15 protein-coding genes are annotated in these 15,650 nt (G+C 69.4%); 9 read left to right on the top strand and 6 right to left on the bottom strand.

Annotated elements, in window-relative coordinates:
• Positions 1-193: 193 nt before the first annotated feature.
• The 4 genes from ACFW0G_RS06435 to ACFW0G_RS06420 form a co-directional block, all read right to left on the bottom strand.
• Positions 194-1,759: a protease pro-enzyme activation domain-containing protein gene (locus ACFW0G_RS06435; protein ID WP_378323760.1), complete on the bottom strand. Its 1,566-nt coding sequence runs from the start codon at positions 1,757-1,759 to the stop codon at positions 194-196.
• A 361-nt stretch (positions 1,760-2,120) separates the two neighbouring features.
• Positions 2,121-2,639 carry a DoxX family protein gene (locus tag ACFW0G_RS06430; RefSeq protein WP_378323759.1) on the bottom strand — a complete coding sequence of 173 codons (519 nt, stop codon included), beginning with the start codon at positions 2,637-2,639 and terminating at the stop codon, positions 2,121-2,123.
• Between the two features lie 72 nt (positions 2,640-2,711).
• Entirely contained in the window at positions 2,712-4,037 is a 1,326-nt protein-coding gene (locus tag ACFW0G_RS06425; RefSeq protein ID WP_378323758.1) for a 2-hydroxycarboxylate transporter family protein, read from the bottom strand.
• A gap of 58 nt (positions 4,038-4,095) precedes the next feature.
• The gene (locus ACFW0G_RS06420) at positions 4,096-5,184 is read right to left on the bottom strand and encodes a tartrate dehydrogenase (RefSeq protein ID WP_378323757.1); all 1,089 of its coding nucleotides are present in this window, start codon (positions 5,182-5,184) and stop codon (positions 4,096-4,098) included.
• An 83-nt stretch (positions 5,185-5,267) separates the two neighbouring features.
• Between ACFW0G_RS06420 and ACFW0G_RS06415 the strand changes: the two genes are divergently transcribed.
• The 8 genes from ACFW0G_RS06415 to ACFW0G_RS06380 all read left to right on the top strand — a co-directional run bounded on the left by ACFW0G_RS06415 (position 5,268) and on the right by ACFW0G_RS06380 (position 13,092).
• Positions 5,268-6,170: a LysR family transcriptional regulator gene (locus tag ACFW0G_RS06415; RefSeq protein WP_378323756.1), complete on the top strand. Its 903-nt coding sequence runs from the start codon at positions 5,268-5,270 to the stop codon at positions 6,168-6,170.
• Between the two features lie 342 nt (positions 6,171-6,512).
• Positions 6,513-8,198, top strand: a complete 1,686-nt coding sequence (locus tag ACFW0G_RS06410) for an AMP-binding protein (RefSeq protein WP_378324008.1) — start codon at positions 6,513-6,515, stop codon at positions 8,196-8,198.
• Positions 8,182-9,039, top strand: coding sequence for a class I SAM-dependent methyltransferase (locus ACFW0G_RS06405; RefSeq protein ID WP_378323755.1), 858 nt, complete (start codon positions 8,182-8,184; stop codon positions 9,037-9,039). Before ACFW0G_RS06410 ends, ACFW0G_RS06405 begins: the two co-directional genes overlap by 17 nt.
• A 53-nt stretch (positions 9,040-9,092) precedes the next feature.
• Positions 9,093-9,347, top strand: coding sequence for an acyl carrier protein (locus ACFW0G_RS06400; RefSeq protein ID WP_378323754.1), 255 nt, complete (start codon positions 9,093-9,095; stop codon positions 9,345-9,347).
• A complete protein-coding gene (locus ACFW0G_RS06395) occupies positions 9,344-10,153 on the top strand; it encodes an acyl-ACP desaturase (RefSeq protein ID WP_378323753.1) in 810 nt (269 codons plus the stop codon). The genes ACFW0G_RS06400 and ACFW0G_RS06395 overlap by 4 nt, the downstream gene beginning before the upstream one ends.
• Before the next feature lie 2 nt (positions 10,154-10,155).
• Complete coding sequence (locus ACFW0G_RS06390) at positions 10,156-11,907, top strand: acyl-CoA dehydrogenase family protein (RefSeq protein WP_378323752.1); 1,752 nt, start codon at positions 10,156-10,158, stop codon at positions 11,905-11,907.
• Positions 11,895-12,692 carry an SDR family NAD(P)-dependent oxidoreductase gene (locus ACFW0G_RS06385; protein ID WP_378323750.1) on the top strand — a complete coding sequence of 266 codons (798 nt, stop codon included), beginning with the start codon at positions 11,895-11,897 and terminating at the stop codon, positions 12,690-12,692. Before ACFW0G_RS06390 ends, ACFW0G_RS06385 begins: the two co-directional genes overlap by 13 nt.
• 7 nt (positions 12,693-12,699) lie before the next feature.
• Entirely contained in the window at positions 12,700-13,092 is a 393-nt protein-coding gene (locus ACFW0G_RS06380; protein WP_378323749.1) for an IclR family transcriptional regulator C-terminal domain-containing protein, read from the top strand.
• A gap of 90 nt (positions 13,093-13,182) precedes the next feature.
• Here the strand turns inward: ACFW0G_RS06380 and ACFW0G_RS06375 are convergent, their stop codons facing one another.
• Together ACFW0G_RS06375 and ACFW0G_RS06370 are read right to left on the bottom strand one after the other, a co-directional pair.
• Positions 13,183-14,238: an NmrA family NAD(P)-binding protein gene (locus tag ACFW0G_RS06375; protein WP_378323748.1), complete on the bottom strand. Its 1,056-nt coding sequence runs from the start codon at positions 14,236-14,238 to the stop codon at positions 13,183-13,185.
• A 25-nt stretch (positions 14,239-14,263) separates the two neighbouring features.
• A complete protein-coding gene (locus tag ACFW0G_RS06370; RefSeq protein ID WP_378323747.1) occupies positions 14,264-15,091 on the bottom strand; it encodes a polysaccharide deacetylase family protein in 828 nt (275 codons plus the stop codon).
• Between the two features lie 172 nt (positions 15,092-15,263).
• Here ACFW0G_RS06370 and ACFW0G_RS06365 point away from each other — a divergent pair.
• The coding region (locus ACFW0G_RS06365; protein WP_378323746.1) for a LysR family transcriptional regulator at positions 15,264-15,650 on the top strand (387 nt) is incomplete at its 3' end.

Below are 15,650 nucleotides of genomic sequence, written 5' to 3'. Positions count from 1 at the left end.
GTCCTGTCGGCAGAAACTAGAGAAGGTTCCCGTTTTCCGGCAAGAAGACCGGCATCGTGTTCGATAAGGCCGGCTAATAGCCTGTCCGTTATGTTCCCGCTCGGGGGGAATCGGTCGCGCGCCGGATCCACGAGTCCACAAAGGACACTTTCAGCGCCGTGGCGTGGTCGAGCCGGGTTTGCGCCATCCGGGGTTATTTGCCGGTGAGCGTGTGGAGTAACGCGGTCGCGTCCGGTGTGCCGAGCCCGGTGCACGCGTCCCACCCCGGACCGGCCGAGTAGGCGCCGTTGCCGCCGCTGGTGATGTCCCGGAATCCCTGCTGTGGCTTGCCGGCCTGGACACCTTGGTACAGCCGCGTGTGGATCAGCCCGAACCCGCGGTTCGCGGCCTGCGCGAGGCGGCAGATCAGCGCGGCCCAAAGTGGTGCCACCGCACTGGTACCGCCCACCACGGAACGTTTACCGTCCACCAGGATCTGGTACCCGGTGGCAGGATCCGCGTTGCCCGCCACGTCGGGCACACCCCGGCCGGTGCCGCCGCCCGCCCGCGCGGGAACCCCGGCGGAGGCCTGGAACGGCGGTACGGGGAACGCGTCGCTCACGCCGCCACCCGTCGCGCCTCCACTGGGTTCGTTCCACACCGTTTCCGAGGTGATCTTCCCGTCGGGACCGGCTTCGAGGCGGGTGCCGCCGCAGGCGAGCGCGTGCGGGCTGGCCGCGGGGAAGTCCACGTGTGCCTTGCCGTCGTTCTGGCCGTCGCCGCTGCCGTTGTCGCCGCTGGCCACGCACACGGTGACGCCGAGCGCGGCCGCGTCGGCGAAGACCTGGTCCATCGCGGCGCGGGCCTGCGCCGTCCACTGGTCCTCCGACTGGCCCCAGCTGATGCTGACGGCGGCCGGGGTGGGTGTCGCGTGGACGGCGGTGGAGACCGCGTCGAGGAAGCCCCGGTCGGTGTTCGGCGCGAAGTACACCAGCTGGGTGGCCTTGGGGGCCAGCGCGCCCGCGACCTCGATGTCGAGCAGGACCTCGCCGTCCGCCGAGGACGGATCACCCGTCGGCGCGTTCTTGGCCCCGTCGACCTCGACCGCGCGGATCGTCGGCGAGGGGATCTTCAGGCCACGGAAGAAAGTGTCCACATCGGACTGCCGGAACCCGCCGCCGAGTTCGATGATCGCGAGCGTCTGCCCGGTACCGTCCATATCGGACGGGAAACCGTAGATCGTGCCGAGTTGTTCCGGTGAGTACGCGTGGGCCGCCGCGGGAGCGTCGTGGAGCCGGAACTGGGCCCGCGCCTGCGGCCGGGTGTCGAGGCCCAGCACCGCGACGATGACGTCCGAAAGCGACGAAGGTACCCGGAGTTCGCCCGAGCGGGCGAGATGTTCGACGGGGTCGCCGCCGAACGGCCCGGTGCTGCGCACCCGTGTCAGGCTCGCCCCGAACGCGGTGCCCAGCGTCTCGGCGGAACCGGTCACGGTCATCCGGCGGGAGCCCGCATGCACCTCCTCGACGGTCAGCCCGGCGGATTCCAGTGCCTCCCGCGCCTGGCGGACGTCCTCGTCGCTCGCGCCGTAGCGGGCGGTGAGTTCTTCCGGGGAAACGGTTTCCGGCCCGGTCACCAGCTCGCGGTCGAGATCGGCGCGCCTGCGCAGGAGAACCGTCACGGTGATCCGCTCGGCCGGATCAGCGGGTCCGACGGTTTCGGCGGACGCCAGTTCGGCGCGCAGGCTTCCGGGGAGCGGCGTGAAATCGGCGGAGGTCATCTTCGCATGGTCGCGCACCGGCGGTGGGCGCGCCACGCTCGCCCCCTGATGAGAGCAACAGGAATCGTGTCGAGCACCGGCACCGTGATACCGCCTCGCCGCACCGAAAGAGATGCGCGTTCTGCCGGGGGCGGGAATTCTCCCCGGATGCACGAATGGGCAAGTCCGTGTGCGTGACCGTTGTCGGCAGCCCTCACCTGGTCGCCGGAATCGTGGGGAAAACGGGTGAAGCCTGACGTCGCGAACGCGCCGTCGGCGACGATGAGCGTCCCGAACGGAGCGTTCGCGACGCCGCCCGGCACCTGAGTGAGAAGACCTCATTCGGGACGTTCACGGCGGATACCCTCTCGGCAGGGAGGAATCAGAACAGCGAACCGACCGCGACGGCCGCGCAGACGGAAATGATCAGCCCGCCCACCGCGAAGCCCAGCGGTTTCTGCCGCCACGCCGTGTGGCGGTCCAGCGCGTACCAGCCGGGGCCCGTCAGCAGCAGCGCGAACGCCATCACCGCGAGCGTCAGCTCCAGTTCGAAGCCGGGACCGGTGCTCCCGAAGAGCCCGCCCGACCACTTCACGCGAACCGCGCTGATGCCCACGCCCAGCAGCCCGGCCGCGGCCAGGGGAGTGAACAGGCCCACCGCCAGCAGCAGCCCTCCGGCGACCTCGGTGATCCCCGTGAGCCAGGTGAGGAACTCGATGTTGTGACTGAACCCGTAGCCTTGCAGGAGTGTCCCGAAATGCGCCATGTCCGGGCCACCGAACAGCCCGAACACCTGGATCAGCCCGTGCGCTCCCATCGCGACCGCCAGCATCAGCCGCAGCGCGAGCAGCCCGAAGTCCAAGCCACCGTTCTCGTCCGACCACCGGGATATGTTCGCCACGCCGACACCTTAGTCATCTCACCGGCGAAGCCCAGCGACACACCGGACGTCGCACGAGGGCGTGTCGGACGGCTACCGGAACGCCTGGATGAGCAGGGCCGCGCTGATCACGGTGCCGACGCCGCCGAGGCGGGTGGAGATCTGCGCGAAGGGCATGAGCACCATCCGGTCCGAGGCGGACAGGATGGCCACGTCGCCGGTCCCGCCCAGGCCGCTGTGGCAGATCGTGACGAGCGCGGCGTCGATCGGGTACAGGCGCAGCCACTTGCCGACGAAGAACCCCGCGGCGGCCATCGCCAGCACCACGCCGGCGCAGGTGAGCACGAAGCCTGCCGAGAGGGCGGCGAACACGCTGGTCAGTGGCACGTACAGCATGCCGAGGCCGACCATGACCGGGGCGATGAAATGGCCGGAGACGATGGCGTAGAAGGCGCGTGCGCCGTGGACGACACTGTCCGGGAAGAGGTCGAGCAGCTTGCAGAGCACCGAGAACACGATCACCAGCACCGGCGGGGGCAGGTGCAGGAGCGGCGCGCCGAGACAGCCGCAGACGTAGAGCGCGCAGATCACCAGGACACCGACGCCGTAGTTCGGCGCTGGGGGAGGAATGTCCGGTTCCTCGTCCGCGGTGGGGGCGGCCTTCTGGTCCTTGACCAGTCGCCCGCCGCCGTCGAGATGTGGCCGCCGGCCGCCGAGACGGCGCAGCAGACCGGCCACGACGATGGCGACGATGTTGCCGATCACGGCGGCGGGGATGAGCCGCGCGACGAACTCCGCCGGCTCGCCGCCCAGCGCGTGGGCGTATGCCGCGGACAGCGGGACGACGCCCTCGCCGATGCCGCCGCCGAGGATGGGCACCACGAGGTAGAAGAACGCCTCGTGCGGCGAGTAACCGAACAGCAGCGCGATGCCCAGTCCGGCGCCGATAGCCACCGCGGTCCCGGCGACGAGGGGCGGGAAGATCTTCACCAGCGCCTTGAGCATGGTCGCCCGGCGCATTCCCAGAATGCTGCCGACCACCAGCGAGGAAATGACGAAGTAGAGGAAGTTCGCCTGTTTCATCACCGCGGCGGTCGAGTCGAGAATGTTCTTGCCGAACACCCCGAAATAGACCAGGACCGAGGGGACCAGCAGGCACAGCAGCGCGCCGCCACCGATTTTGGAAATGACCGGCAGCCGCTCTCCCAGGGGGCCGAGCAGCATCCCGAACCCGGTGATGACCGCGAGCCCGCCGATCATGTCGTGCGGGATCTTCTCCAGCGCTCCGGCGACGAGCACCAGCGCGACCAGGATGATCGGGACGGGGAGCGGGACGCCGTTCAGCTTGGTCTTGAGCGGATTCCAGGTCCTCGGGTTCCTGGCCGGTTCGCCGGTCGCGACTGCCTCAGCTGCGCTCATCGTCGAGGTCTTTCTGAGAGGTGGGCGAACAAGGACCGCGCGGGGACGTCGGAGCCGATCAGGGGCGGTGGTGTGCGCGGAGCGTGTCGGCGATCGCGGTGCCGAGCGTGACGGTCGTGCCGTCACCGCCGAGGTCCGGGGTGATCGGCGCGCCGCCACGCGCCAGCACGTCCTCGATCGCGCGCAGCACGGCCGCGCCGGCGGTGTGCTCACCGAGGTGGTCGAGCATCATCGAGGCGCACCAGATCTGCCCCACCGGATTGGCGATTCCCTTGCCCGCGATGTCCGGCGCCGAGCCGTGCACCGGTTCGAACAGGCTGGGGAAGGTCCGCTCCGGGTTGATGTTGGCACTGGGGGCCAGCCCGATCGTGCCGGCGCAGGCGGGCCCGAGGTCGGACAGGATGTCGCCGAACAGGTTGCTGGCCACCACGACGTCGAACCAGTCCGGATGCAGCACGAAGTTCGCGGTGAGGATGTCGATGTGGTACTTGTCCACCTCGACGTCGGGGTACCGGGCGGCCATCCGCTGGACGCGTTCGTCCCAGTAGGGCATGGAAATCGAGATGCCGTTGCTCTTCGTCGCCGAGGTCAGGCGGCGGCGCGGGCGGGTGCGGGCCAGCTCGAAGGCGTACTTCAGGACGCGATCGACACCGGTGCGCGTCATGACCGTTTCCTGCACCACCGTCTCCCGGTCGGTGCCCTCGAAGATCTTGCCGCCGATACTGGAGTACTCGCCCTCGGTGTTCTCGCGGACCACGGAGAAGTCCACGTCGCCCGGCAGCCGGCCGGCGAGCGGGCTGGTGACGCCGGGCAGGAGCTTGACCGGGCGCAGCGACACGTACTGGTCGAACCGGCGCCGGAACTGCAACAGGCTGCCCCACAACGAAATGTGGTCGGGGACCACCTCCGGCCAGCCGACCGCCCCGAAGAACAGGGCGTCGAAGTCCCGCAGCTGGTCGAACCAGCCGTCCGGCAGCATCGTGCCGTGCCGGAGGTAGTACCCGGCGCTGGCGAAATCGAACTCGGCCAGGTCCAGAGCGAACCCGTGGAGCTCGGCCGCCGCGGTCAGCACCCGCACGCCTTCGGGCACGACTTCCTTCCCGATGCCGTCGCCGGGGATCACTGCAACACGGTAGGTCGTCGTCATTGTCGTATCGTAAGAAGCACAAAAGGCCGGAAAAACAGCCGATTCGACACAACACTGTTGCGCCGGACGAAAGGAATGAGCCCGTGGATCTGCCGGAGCTGGACGATCTCCAGTTCTTCGACGGGGTGGCCCGCTCGCAGACCCTGACGCAGGCGGCCCGCCGCTGGGGTGTGTCGCCGTCCGCGGTGAGCAAACGGCTGGCGCGGCTGGAACGACGGCTCGGTGTGCAGCTGGTGACCCGCAGCACCCGCCGTCTCGACCTCACCGGCGAAGGAGAGCGCTATGCCGCGGGCGTGGCACGCCTGCTGCCGATGATCACCGATCTGGAGGAAGAGGTCGGCGAACGTCGCCACGAAGTACGCGGCCGGGTCGCGGTGCACTCGACCATCGGGCTGGGGCGGGCGCACATCGCCCCGGTGCTGGGCGGATTCCAGAAGCTCCACCCGGACATCGAGATCGAGGTGGAGCTGTCCCATTTGCCGCTGCACATCGCCGGTACCCCCTTCGACTTCGCCGTGCGCGTGGGCAGGCAGCGGGACTCGGCCTTACACGCGCGGTTGCTGCACCCGAACCGGCGGGTGGTGTGCGCGTCGCCGGACTATCTGCGCCGCCGGAACCCGCCAAGCTCGATCCACGACCTCCCGGACCACGACTGCATCGTGATCCGGGAGAACGACTCGGACTACGCGATCTGGCGGTTCGGCACCGGCGCCGAGGAGGCCGCGATCAAGGTGCCCGGCTCCATGATCAGCAATGACGGCGAGATCGCCACCCAATGGTGTGTCGACGGGCACGGACTGGTGATGCGGTCGCTGTGGCACGTCGCTCCGCTGCTGCGCACCGGCGAACTGGTGCGGGTGTTGCCGGACATGCCCACCCCGGACGCCCACATCTACGCCGTGTACCCCTCCGCGCGGGCGCTGCCGCGGCGCGCCCGGCTGGCCATCGACCATCTCGCGAACGAACTCCCCCCGCGGCTCGCCTGAACGGACGGCGACCCGGGCCGTCGTACCGCAATTGCCGATCGATGGCCCGCAATCCCGCGCATGTCCTCGAACCGGGTAAGCGGCTAGCGTTGGCGAAATGTCATGGCGATCGGGAGGGTTTCCGGTGCAGTCCTCGCCATTGTTTTGCCGGGTCAAGGCGTGCGCATCGTGGTGATCGCCGAGGCCGGTGCCGAAGAATCGGCGCGAACGGACGGACGCGACGGGATGGTTCGGGCAGCGATCTTCGTCATGACTTGCTTTCCTTGCGTCCCACGAGACACCGTGGTGTGGCGGCTGCTGCCAGGTAATCCCCGGAAAGTGTTGGAGAATCGACGATTGACCGTGAAGAAAAAGGGCGGCGAACGCATGCGTGAAGCGTGGGTGACCGACGTACTGGCGAGCTACGAAAACGACCATCGGCCCGCTCACGAATACCTCCGGGAAAGCGGCGAATGGACCGCGATCAGCCGCCACGACCTCCTCCGGGGCGTCCGGTCGGCGGCACGGGGATGGCGTGCCGCCGGCCTGCGGCCCGGTGACCGGGTCGCCGTCGAGGCGGCCGACCCGCACGTGTTCGTCCCGGCTTTCCTCGGTGCCTTGTGGGCCGGGGTGGTCCCCGTTCCGTTGCCACCGCCACCCGCGGCGGGGCGGCACGCCGCGTGGAGCGCGCACGTGTCGGCGATGGCGCGTACCGCGCGTCCCGAGGTGATCGCGCTGCGCGGCGACGTCGAGCCGCCGGCGGGCTGTGGACGGCCGGTCGACTTGGACAGCGTCGTGGCCGCGCCGCCGGAGCAGTCGGTACCCCACGAGCCGGGGCCGGACACGATCGCGTACCTGCAGTTCAGCAGTGGCAGCACCGGAACCCCTCGTGCCGTCCCGGCGCGGGTGGCGGCGGTGATCGCCAACGGCCTGGCCATCATGCACGACGGCCTGCGCAGCGACCCGGCCGTCGACCGGGGGCTCTCCTGGCTGCCGCTGCACCACGACATGGGACTGGTCGGGTTCGTGCTGGCACCCCTGCTGGCCCGCGTCCCCGTTTCCTTCGTCCCGACCCGTTTCTTCGTGCGGGATCCCGGGCTGTGGCTGCGGTCGATGTCCGAGCGGCGTGCCACGATCAGCTTCGCACCCAACTTCGCCTTCGCGCTGAGCGCCCGCCGGACCTCGCCCGAGCAGATCGCCGCGCTGGATCTCGGCCACGTGCGTGTGCTCGGCTGCGGCGCCGAGCCCATCAACCATGCGGTGCTGGAACGGTTTCTCGGTACCTTCGGCCCCGCCGGCCTCGCTCCCGAAGCCCTGATGCCGTGCTACGGGCTGGCCGAGGCCACCCTCGCGGTCACGCTCTCCCCACCGGACCGCCCGTACCGCGTGGACCGCGTCCGGACCGCCGCGCTGTCCGCCGGACAGGCCACCCCGGACCCCGTGGGTGAGACGGACTCGGCTGACGGCGTGAGCACTCTCGTCGGGTGCGGCGAACCCTTGCCGGGCAACGAGATCGTCATCCGCGACACCCACGGCGACGTCCTCGGCGAGCGGTCCGTCGGTGAAGTCTGGGTGCGCGGTCCCGCCGTCGCCCGGGGTTACGTGGCGGCTCCGCGGGAGACCGGCACGGCCTTCCTGCCGGACGGCTGGCTGCGCACCGGCGACCTCGGCTACCTGGCCGAAGGGGAGTTGTTCATCACCGGACGCCTCAAGGATCTGCTGATCCTCAACGGCCGCAACCTCGACCCGCAGCGCGTCGAGTGGCTCGCCGAGACGGTGCCCGGTGTCCGCGCGGGCGGTGTCGTCGCCTGCACCCGTCCCGGTCCGCGGTCCGAGGAGCTGGTGATCGTCGCCGAGTGCCACACCTCGGCCACCGCCGGCCTGGCCCCCGCCCTGCGCGAAGTGGTGGGCGCCGCGCTCGGCGTTCCCGTTCACGACGTCGTCGCCGTCCGGCCGGGCGCCGTACCCAAGACGACGTCGGGAAAGCCCCGGCGGCAGGAGACCCGCCGTCAATACCTGGAAGGTGCCCTCCGTGTCCAGCAAGGCTGACATAGCGGTCAGTTACGACCTCGATCCGGAGTTCTTCCGGCTGTGGCTCGACAGCCGGATGAACTACACCTGTGGCGTCTTCGACGACACCGACGACCTCGACGCCGCCCAGCTCGCCAAACTCGGCGTCCTGCACGACTTCGCCCGCATCACCCCGCGGAGCCGGGTGCTGGACATCGGCTGCGGCTGGGGGAACAACCTCGCCTACCTCACCCAGGAACGTGGCGTCGCCCAGGCACACGGCATCACGCTGTCCGAGGCCCAGTACGCCGAGATCCTGCGCCGCGACCTGCCGCGAGTGAGTGTGTCCTGTGTGGACTATCGCGATTTCACGCCGTCGGACCCCTTCGACGCGGTGCAGTCCATCTGCATGATCGAACACGTCTGCACCCCCGAGGAGGCCCGCGCGGGCCACGCCGTCGCGCGCTACCGCGACTACTTCCGCAGGGCGTGGACGTGGACCAGCCCCGGCGCCCACTTCGCGCTCCAGACCGGGTTACGCGACCGCCTGCCCCGTCGTCCCGAAGAGGCACGAGAACTCCGATGGCTCGGCGAGACCATCTTTCCCGGGGGTATGACGCCGCGCGCCGAAGACATCATCATGGCCGTCGGTCCCTACTGGGAGGTCATGCAGCTCCGTACCCGGCGTGAAGACTACGAGCGGACCACCACCCACTGGCGTACCCGGCTGCGCGCCCACGAGGAAGAAATCCGCGACCGCTGGGGCGATGACGTCTTCGAGACCTACGACCGCTATCTGACCTGCTGCGTCAATTCCTTCGCCCGCCGGCACATGACGCTGTCCCAATGGTGTCTGCGCCGCGTCGACGATCCCGAATGACGTCTCTCTTCCACACGACCACCGGACCCGGTACCCACGAAAAGGAAATCCCGATGACCCAGGACGACCTGCTGGCCCTCCTCGATCGCGGTCTGCGCGCCATCACCTCGGCCGACCGTGCCCCGCTCGCCCCGGAATCCGATCTCCACTCGGCGGGGATCGACTCCCTGCAGCTGCTGGAGCTCGTCACGTGGACCGAGCAGGAACTGGACGTGCGCCTGCCCGACGAGCAGCTCTACAACGTGACCGACGTCGGAGAGCTGTGCGACCTGATTTCCGCCGAGCTCGCGCAGCGGACCGCATCGTGAACAAGGAACTCCGCGAATCCTTTCACCGCGCCTACATGACGTTCTTCGAGAACGCCGAGCGTACCCGCAGGTGGAATCTGTTCAACGACATCGACTGGGACGCGCTCGACACCTCGCGTGGCGACGCGGAACTGGCCACCAACGCCGAGACCTTCTGCGGCGTGGAACTGTTCCTGCCCGACTACATGAACACGCATCTGGAACTTTTCGGCCGCAATTACGCACAGGCCTGGTTCGCCGTCAACTGGGGCTACGAGGAATCCAAGCATTCCCTGGCCTTGCGGGAATACCTGCGCCGCAGCGGCCAGCGCACCGAAGAGCAGCTGCACGACTACGCCGACACCGTGCTGGCCCAACGCTGGGAGCGTCCGTACGAGACTCCCCGCGAAATGCTGATCTACGGCATGATCCAGGAACTCACCACCTTTGTGGTCTACCGTTCCCAGCGCACCCTGGCACTGAAGAACGATCACGGTGTTCTCGCCGACGTCTACCGCCTCATCGGCCGCGACGAAATGGCCCACACCAAGTTCTACCAGCACATGGTCGCGCTCCTGCTCGACGACGACCGGGAGGGGACCCTGGCCGATCTGGCCCATGTGCTCAGGACGTTCCGCATGCCCGCGGAACAGCTCCTCCCGGACCCCGGGGCCCGCACCGCCCTCATGCGCTCGACCGGCATCGACGGCCGGGTCTACCTCCGCGACATCGTGGCTCCGACGCTCAAGGCGCTGCACCTGACCCGTCATGACCTGCCCGGTCCGAAGCAGCCCCCGCCCGTCCCGGCACTCGATCGGGAGAACTGACGGTGCCCGAACCCGCGCAGCCGGACCTCGGTTTTCTCGGCGAGCCCCTCTTCGATCCGCGTGCCCGGTACGAACTGGGTGTCGACGAGTTGATGCTCCTGACGATCGAACGCGCGAAAGCACTGCACGCCAGGGGAGTGGTCGGCAGTGAGGCCTGGTGCGGCGGAAGCAGGCAGGACCGGTTCCCCGGCCTGGTGCGCACTCTGGGCTGGGTCAGCGCCTTCGACATCGCCCTGGTTTCCACGATCGGCAACCAGCAGCTGGCCGGTAACGCGCTGCTCGCGCACGGCAGTCCCGCACAGGTGGCCGCCTACCGCGACGAGATCGACCGGATGGACCGGGTCTACGCCTTCGCGGTGACCGAGATCGGCAGGGGGACCAACCTCCTGTCCCTCGGGACGGAAGTCCACTACCGGCACGAAGACCGCTCCCTGCGCGTCACGACGCCGTCCGATGACGCGGCGAAGTACTGGATCGGCAACAGCCTGTTCTCCGCGACCCACGCGATGCTCCTCGCCCGGCTGGTGGTCGACGGCACCGACGAAGGCCACCACTGGTTCCGGGTCCCGCTGCGGCCGGCGGAAGGCGCGTTGCCGTTCCCCGGCGTACGTATTCGCCGCGCCGACCCCAAGGGCGGGATCGTGGGGAACCAGACGGGGATGATCCATTTCGACCGGTACCGGATTCCGCCGGACGCGCTGCTGAGCGCGTGGGCGCACATCGACGACTCCGGCAGGTACGTCTGCGAGATCGCCAGGCGAGCGCGGTATCCGCGCTGTCTGGAGACGTTCTCCCAGGAACGCGTCTTCCCGGTGACGGGAGCCGCCGGGGCGTTGCGGCGTGGTGCGGCGATCGCCCTGCGCTACAGCACGCACCGGGAGACCTTCGGCAGCACTCTCCTGAGCTACCAGCACTATCGCGAACGCCTCATGCCTGTCGTCGCCGGCGCGCTCGGCCTGCATCACCTGACCGAGCACCTCATCGAGGAGTGGACCAGCCGCCACGCGGCGGAGCCGGTCGCCCGCCATCGGCAGGCGCTCTACGGGCTGACCTCCGGCGCCAAGGCCCACGCCTCATGGGCGGCCAACACGAATCTCGTCGCGCTGCGGGAACTCTGTGGTGGCCACGGGTTCCACAGCCACAACGAAATCGTCACCGCGCGCGTGGACGGCGAGATCAACACCACCTTCGGCGGCGACAACACCGTCCTGTGCTACGAAAGTGTCCGCGTCGCCGCGAAAAACACGGCAGCGGACGACGCCCCCGCCACCGTGCCCGTCCTGGCCGAGGACGGCCTGCGCTCGGGCGACGACGGCGTCGTCCTGCTGGAAGCGCTGGCAGTGCGTCTCCTCCGGCGATGGAGGACGTCACAGCGTGGCGCGCTGTGCCGGCCGCACGTCGACGCGAGCTGCGCGGCGCTCGCGCTCCGCCGGTGGGCCGGCCATTCCCGGGGCCCCGCCGACGACACCCTGCGACAGCTCTACGCCGTGACCTGCCTGCTGAACCTGACCGAGCACCTGGTGGCGGAAGAACTGCTGGACAGCACGGGAATCCGGGGCCTGCTGGACCAGCGTCGTGTGCTCAGCGACCAGTGCGCCGGCCACCACACCGAGGTTCTCGATCTGCTGGACGTGCCCGCGGCACTGCTCGACGTGCCACTCGCGCACCCGGACTACGTCCACCGCACGGTCGCCGCCGCCCGCGACACCACGTCGACACGACGCGGAGAAGAGGAATCACCATGGCTCGCTTGAAAGACAAGACCGCGGTCGTCACCGGCTCCAGCTCCGGCAACGGTCGTGCCATCGCACTCGCACTGGCCGCCGAGGGCGCCAAGGTCGTCTGCTCGGACATCCGCAAATCCACCCGAAACGGCGGCTACGACATCGACGCCGACCGGGACACCGACGACCTGATCCGGGGCACCGGCGGGACGGCCGAGTACCTCGACGCCGACGCGAGCAAGGCCGCCGACATCCAGGCCGTCGTCGACCACGCGATCGAGACGTTCGGACGGCTCGACGTCATGGTGAACAACGCGGGCATCCTCCCCGCCCCGCAGACCATCGCCGACGAGACCGAAGAAGAGTTCGACCGCGTCATGCGCGTCAACTGCAAGAGCGTGTGGCTCGGCTGCAAGGCCGCTGTCACTCGGATGCGCCAGCAGGACGTCGTCGACGGCACCCGCGGCCGGGTCGTCAACATCGCCTCGATCGGCGGCCTGGTCGGATTGCCCACGGCGCCCGCCTACAGCACCGCCAAGGGCGCCGTGGTGAACCTGACCCGGCAGCTCGCCGCCGACTTCTCCGCCGAGCGGATCAACGTCAACGCCGTGTGCCCCGGATTCCTGCACACCGCGATGCTCCGCCCGCTCCTCGACACCCCGGAACTGAACCAGGCCCTGCACGGCACGACGCCGTGGCCGGACCTCGGCCGCGCCGAGGATGTCGCCAAGGCCACGGTGTTCCTGGCCTCCGGCGACGCCTCCTGGGCCAGCGGCAGCATCCTCACCATCGACGGCGGCTACACTGCCCGCTGAGTCCATTGTGGACGAGTCGGTTGTGGACGGACAGCGGGCCCGGATCAGCCCAGCCACCGGACCAGGTAGGACGACGGGCGGCCTGCTGCTGCTCGCCGGCCTGCCGCCGGACCAGGTCGAGGAGCTGTACGCGGTCGACAAGCCCGGCGAACGACCGGATCCGGCCGAGCTGCGGGCGGACCTGGCCCGCGTGCGCCGCGGCGGCTTCGCGCTCAACCAGGGCCGTTCCGAACGGGGAGTGACCGCCGTCGGCGTCCCGGTGCACGGCCCGGACGGCGAGGCCGTCGCCGGGCTCTCGGTGTCGATGCCGAGTGTGCGCTATCCGAAGGATCGGCTGCCGACGCTGGTGGCGACGTTGCGTGCCACTGCCGTCGCGCTGGAGGCGGACCTGCGCGACTAGGTCAAGCGCCGCGACGCTTGCCTTTACCGGTGCCTCCGTGATCGTCCTGGCGTGGTGAACTGGCGCGACGTCGCAGGTGAGGTACGAACGTCACCTTCGCTCGTGCTGCCCTGCCGAGGCGATTCGCCCTGTGCCGGACGCCGTGCTCGCCGGGTGTGCCAGGCGGATGGGGAATTTCTGGACGTCGGTTTCGGTGCCGTCCCAGCCGGTTGTGCGCAGCCAGTCCTCGAAGGTCATCAGGTGCGGGTGGATCTCGGCCAGCAGCGCGCGGTCGCGGTCCCGGTCGGCGACCTTCCGTTCCTGGAAGAACTGGAACATGGCGGCGAAATCGTGTCCCTTGTCCGGAATGGACGATCGCAGGATGTCGAGGGGGAGCGGGGTGTAGGCCGACGGTGTGCCGGTGACCCGTTCGAAGGTCGCGGCGATCTGCGCGCCGCTCAGGCTGTCCCCGACGACGGCCAGGTCGCGGCTTCCCCAGCTCTGCCAGTTCTCGAACATGAAGTCGGCGAACCAGGCGATGTCGTCGAGTCCGACCATCGGGTATTCACCCGTCCCCAGCGGGAGGGAGAACATCAGTCCCGCACGGCCGTCGGGCAGCAGGTGTGGTTGCGGGGCCAGCCGCAGCTGGAGGTTTTCGAAGTAGGGCGCGGTCGTCAGGACCGACACGTGCTCGGTGTACCAGCCGTCGGTCTCCAATCGCATCATTTCATCGGACCGGAGCAGGTTGATGCGCGCGGCGACCGCGCCTTTCGCGTCGTAATGCGGAACGGGAACGGTTCCGTTCGTCAGTGTCACGGCGCTGTCGAGCGAGGACCAGATGAACCTGTCCACGCCGCTGCCGCGGGCCGCTTCGAGGATCGCCAGGCCCTGGTTGTACTCGCCGACCGGGGTGCCGGTGGTGAAGAAGTCGGTGTTGCAGAACACCCGGTCGACGCTGGAGACGGCCGCCAGCACACTGGCGGAGTCGTCCAGGTCGCCTTGCAGCATCCGGACCCGGCCGCCGCCGTGCGCGAGCAGTTCGGTCGCGCGCCGCGAGCGGGGATCGCGCGTGAACACGGCGACCGTCGCGTCGGCTCGCTCGAGAAGACGCCGGACGATCCTGCCGCCCATCGCGCCGGTACCGCCGATGACGAGAGTGTCGGTCATGGGTTTGTCTCTGTTCCTTTCGGTATCAGGTGGCTTGCCGCAGAATGTGCTCCGCCACCTGGTGGTGCGTGGCCGGCCACACGTCTTCGCCCGCCTGCTCGACGTGGTCGAGGATCTCGTCGACCATGCTCGCGAGATACGGCCTGCCGCCGACATGGGCGTGCACGGTCATGGTGAACATCCCGGGCCCGGGCGCGCCGAGCAGATGCTTCAGCAGGTCCAGGTGGATGTCGCGGTAGGCCCTTGGCCCGGCGACGGCCCCGCGCACGTCGGAGAAGTCGCTGTGCATGATGGACACGAGCGGTCCGCTCGGCGTCGGGATCACCTGGGGCAGGTCGTGGTCGTTGTCGTCACGCGTCCAGTGGTAGCCGGCCTCGGTGAGCAGTGCGGGGGTGTTCGCCGAGCCGGTGGCACGGGGGCTCATCCACCCGGCCGGGCGGACGCCGGTCAGCTTGGCGAACGTCTCGGTGCATCGGCGGATGTTGTCGCGCTCGGCTTCCGGGTCCAGCAGCCCCGGTATGACGTCTTGGGTGTAGGAATGCGCCGCGATTTCGTGTCCCGCTTCGTGCACGGCCAGCACCGCGTCCGGGAAGCGGTCGGCGACCAGGCCGCTGATGCCGAAGGTCGCGGGCATGCGACGGCCCCGCAGGATGTCGAGCAGACGCCAGATCCCTGTCGTGGCACCGTATTCGGACCACGAGACGCTGTGCGTGTCGTGCGCCGAGGGCAGCGGCCACGCCGACGCCATCGGCGCGTAGTACGGCCAGTGCCCTGGTGACCACAGCTCGACGGCCACCGTGATCAGGACCGCGACCTTCTTGGTGCCGGGCCAGCCGGTCAGCTCAGCGGTCAAGGCGTCCCTCCTGCGGAAGTCATGGGCGAGAGCGCGCGTATCGGCGCGCTGGAGCGGTTCGACCCCGTCGCCCGCCTCGACTCCACTCTGCGGGCGGCGCACCCCCGGGGTCCAATGCCCATGTCGGATCCGGATATGCCCGCGGGGCATAGCGGCGGGCTACGGTAAGGGCATGATCGAAGTTCCACCGCCTGCCCTGGACTTGGAGCTGCGGCTGATCAGGTATTTCATCGCCGTCGCCGAACACGGGCAGTTCAGCAGGGCAGCGGCCGCGCTGCACATCGGACAGCCCTCGCTCAGCAGGCAGATCCGCGGCCTCGAACACCAGCTGGGTGTCCGCCTGCTCGAACGCACACCCCGCGGCACCCGCCTCAGCGAAGCCGGGGAAGCCTTTCTGCCCAAGGCGAAAGCACTGCTGCGCGCGGCGGACGAGGCGGCGGGCGGCGGGCGGGCGGCCGGGGCACCCCGGCGGGTGACCCGCGGGGTCACCCGGGGGCGACAAGGCAGCCCACCCCCACGCGGGCCACCCCCCCCGCGCCCCCGACCCCCGGGGGGGCCC

Source organism: Amycolatopsis sp. NPDC058986, from assembly GCF_042741125.1.
GTDB lineage: Bacteria > Actinomycetota > Actinomycetes > Mycobacteriales > Pseudonocardiaceae > Amycolatopsis.
This window is presented reverse-complemented; position numbering and strand designations above follow the sequence as displayed.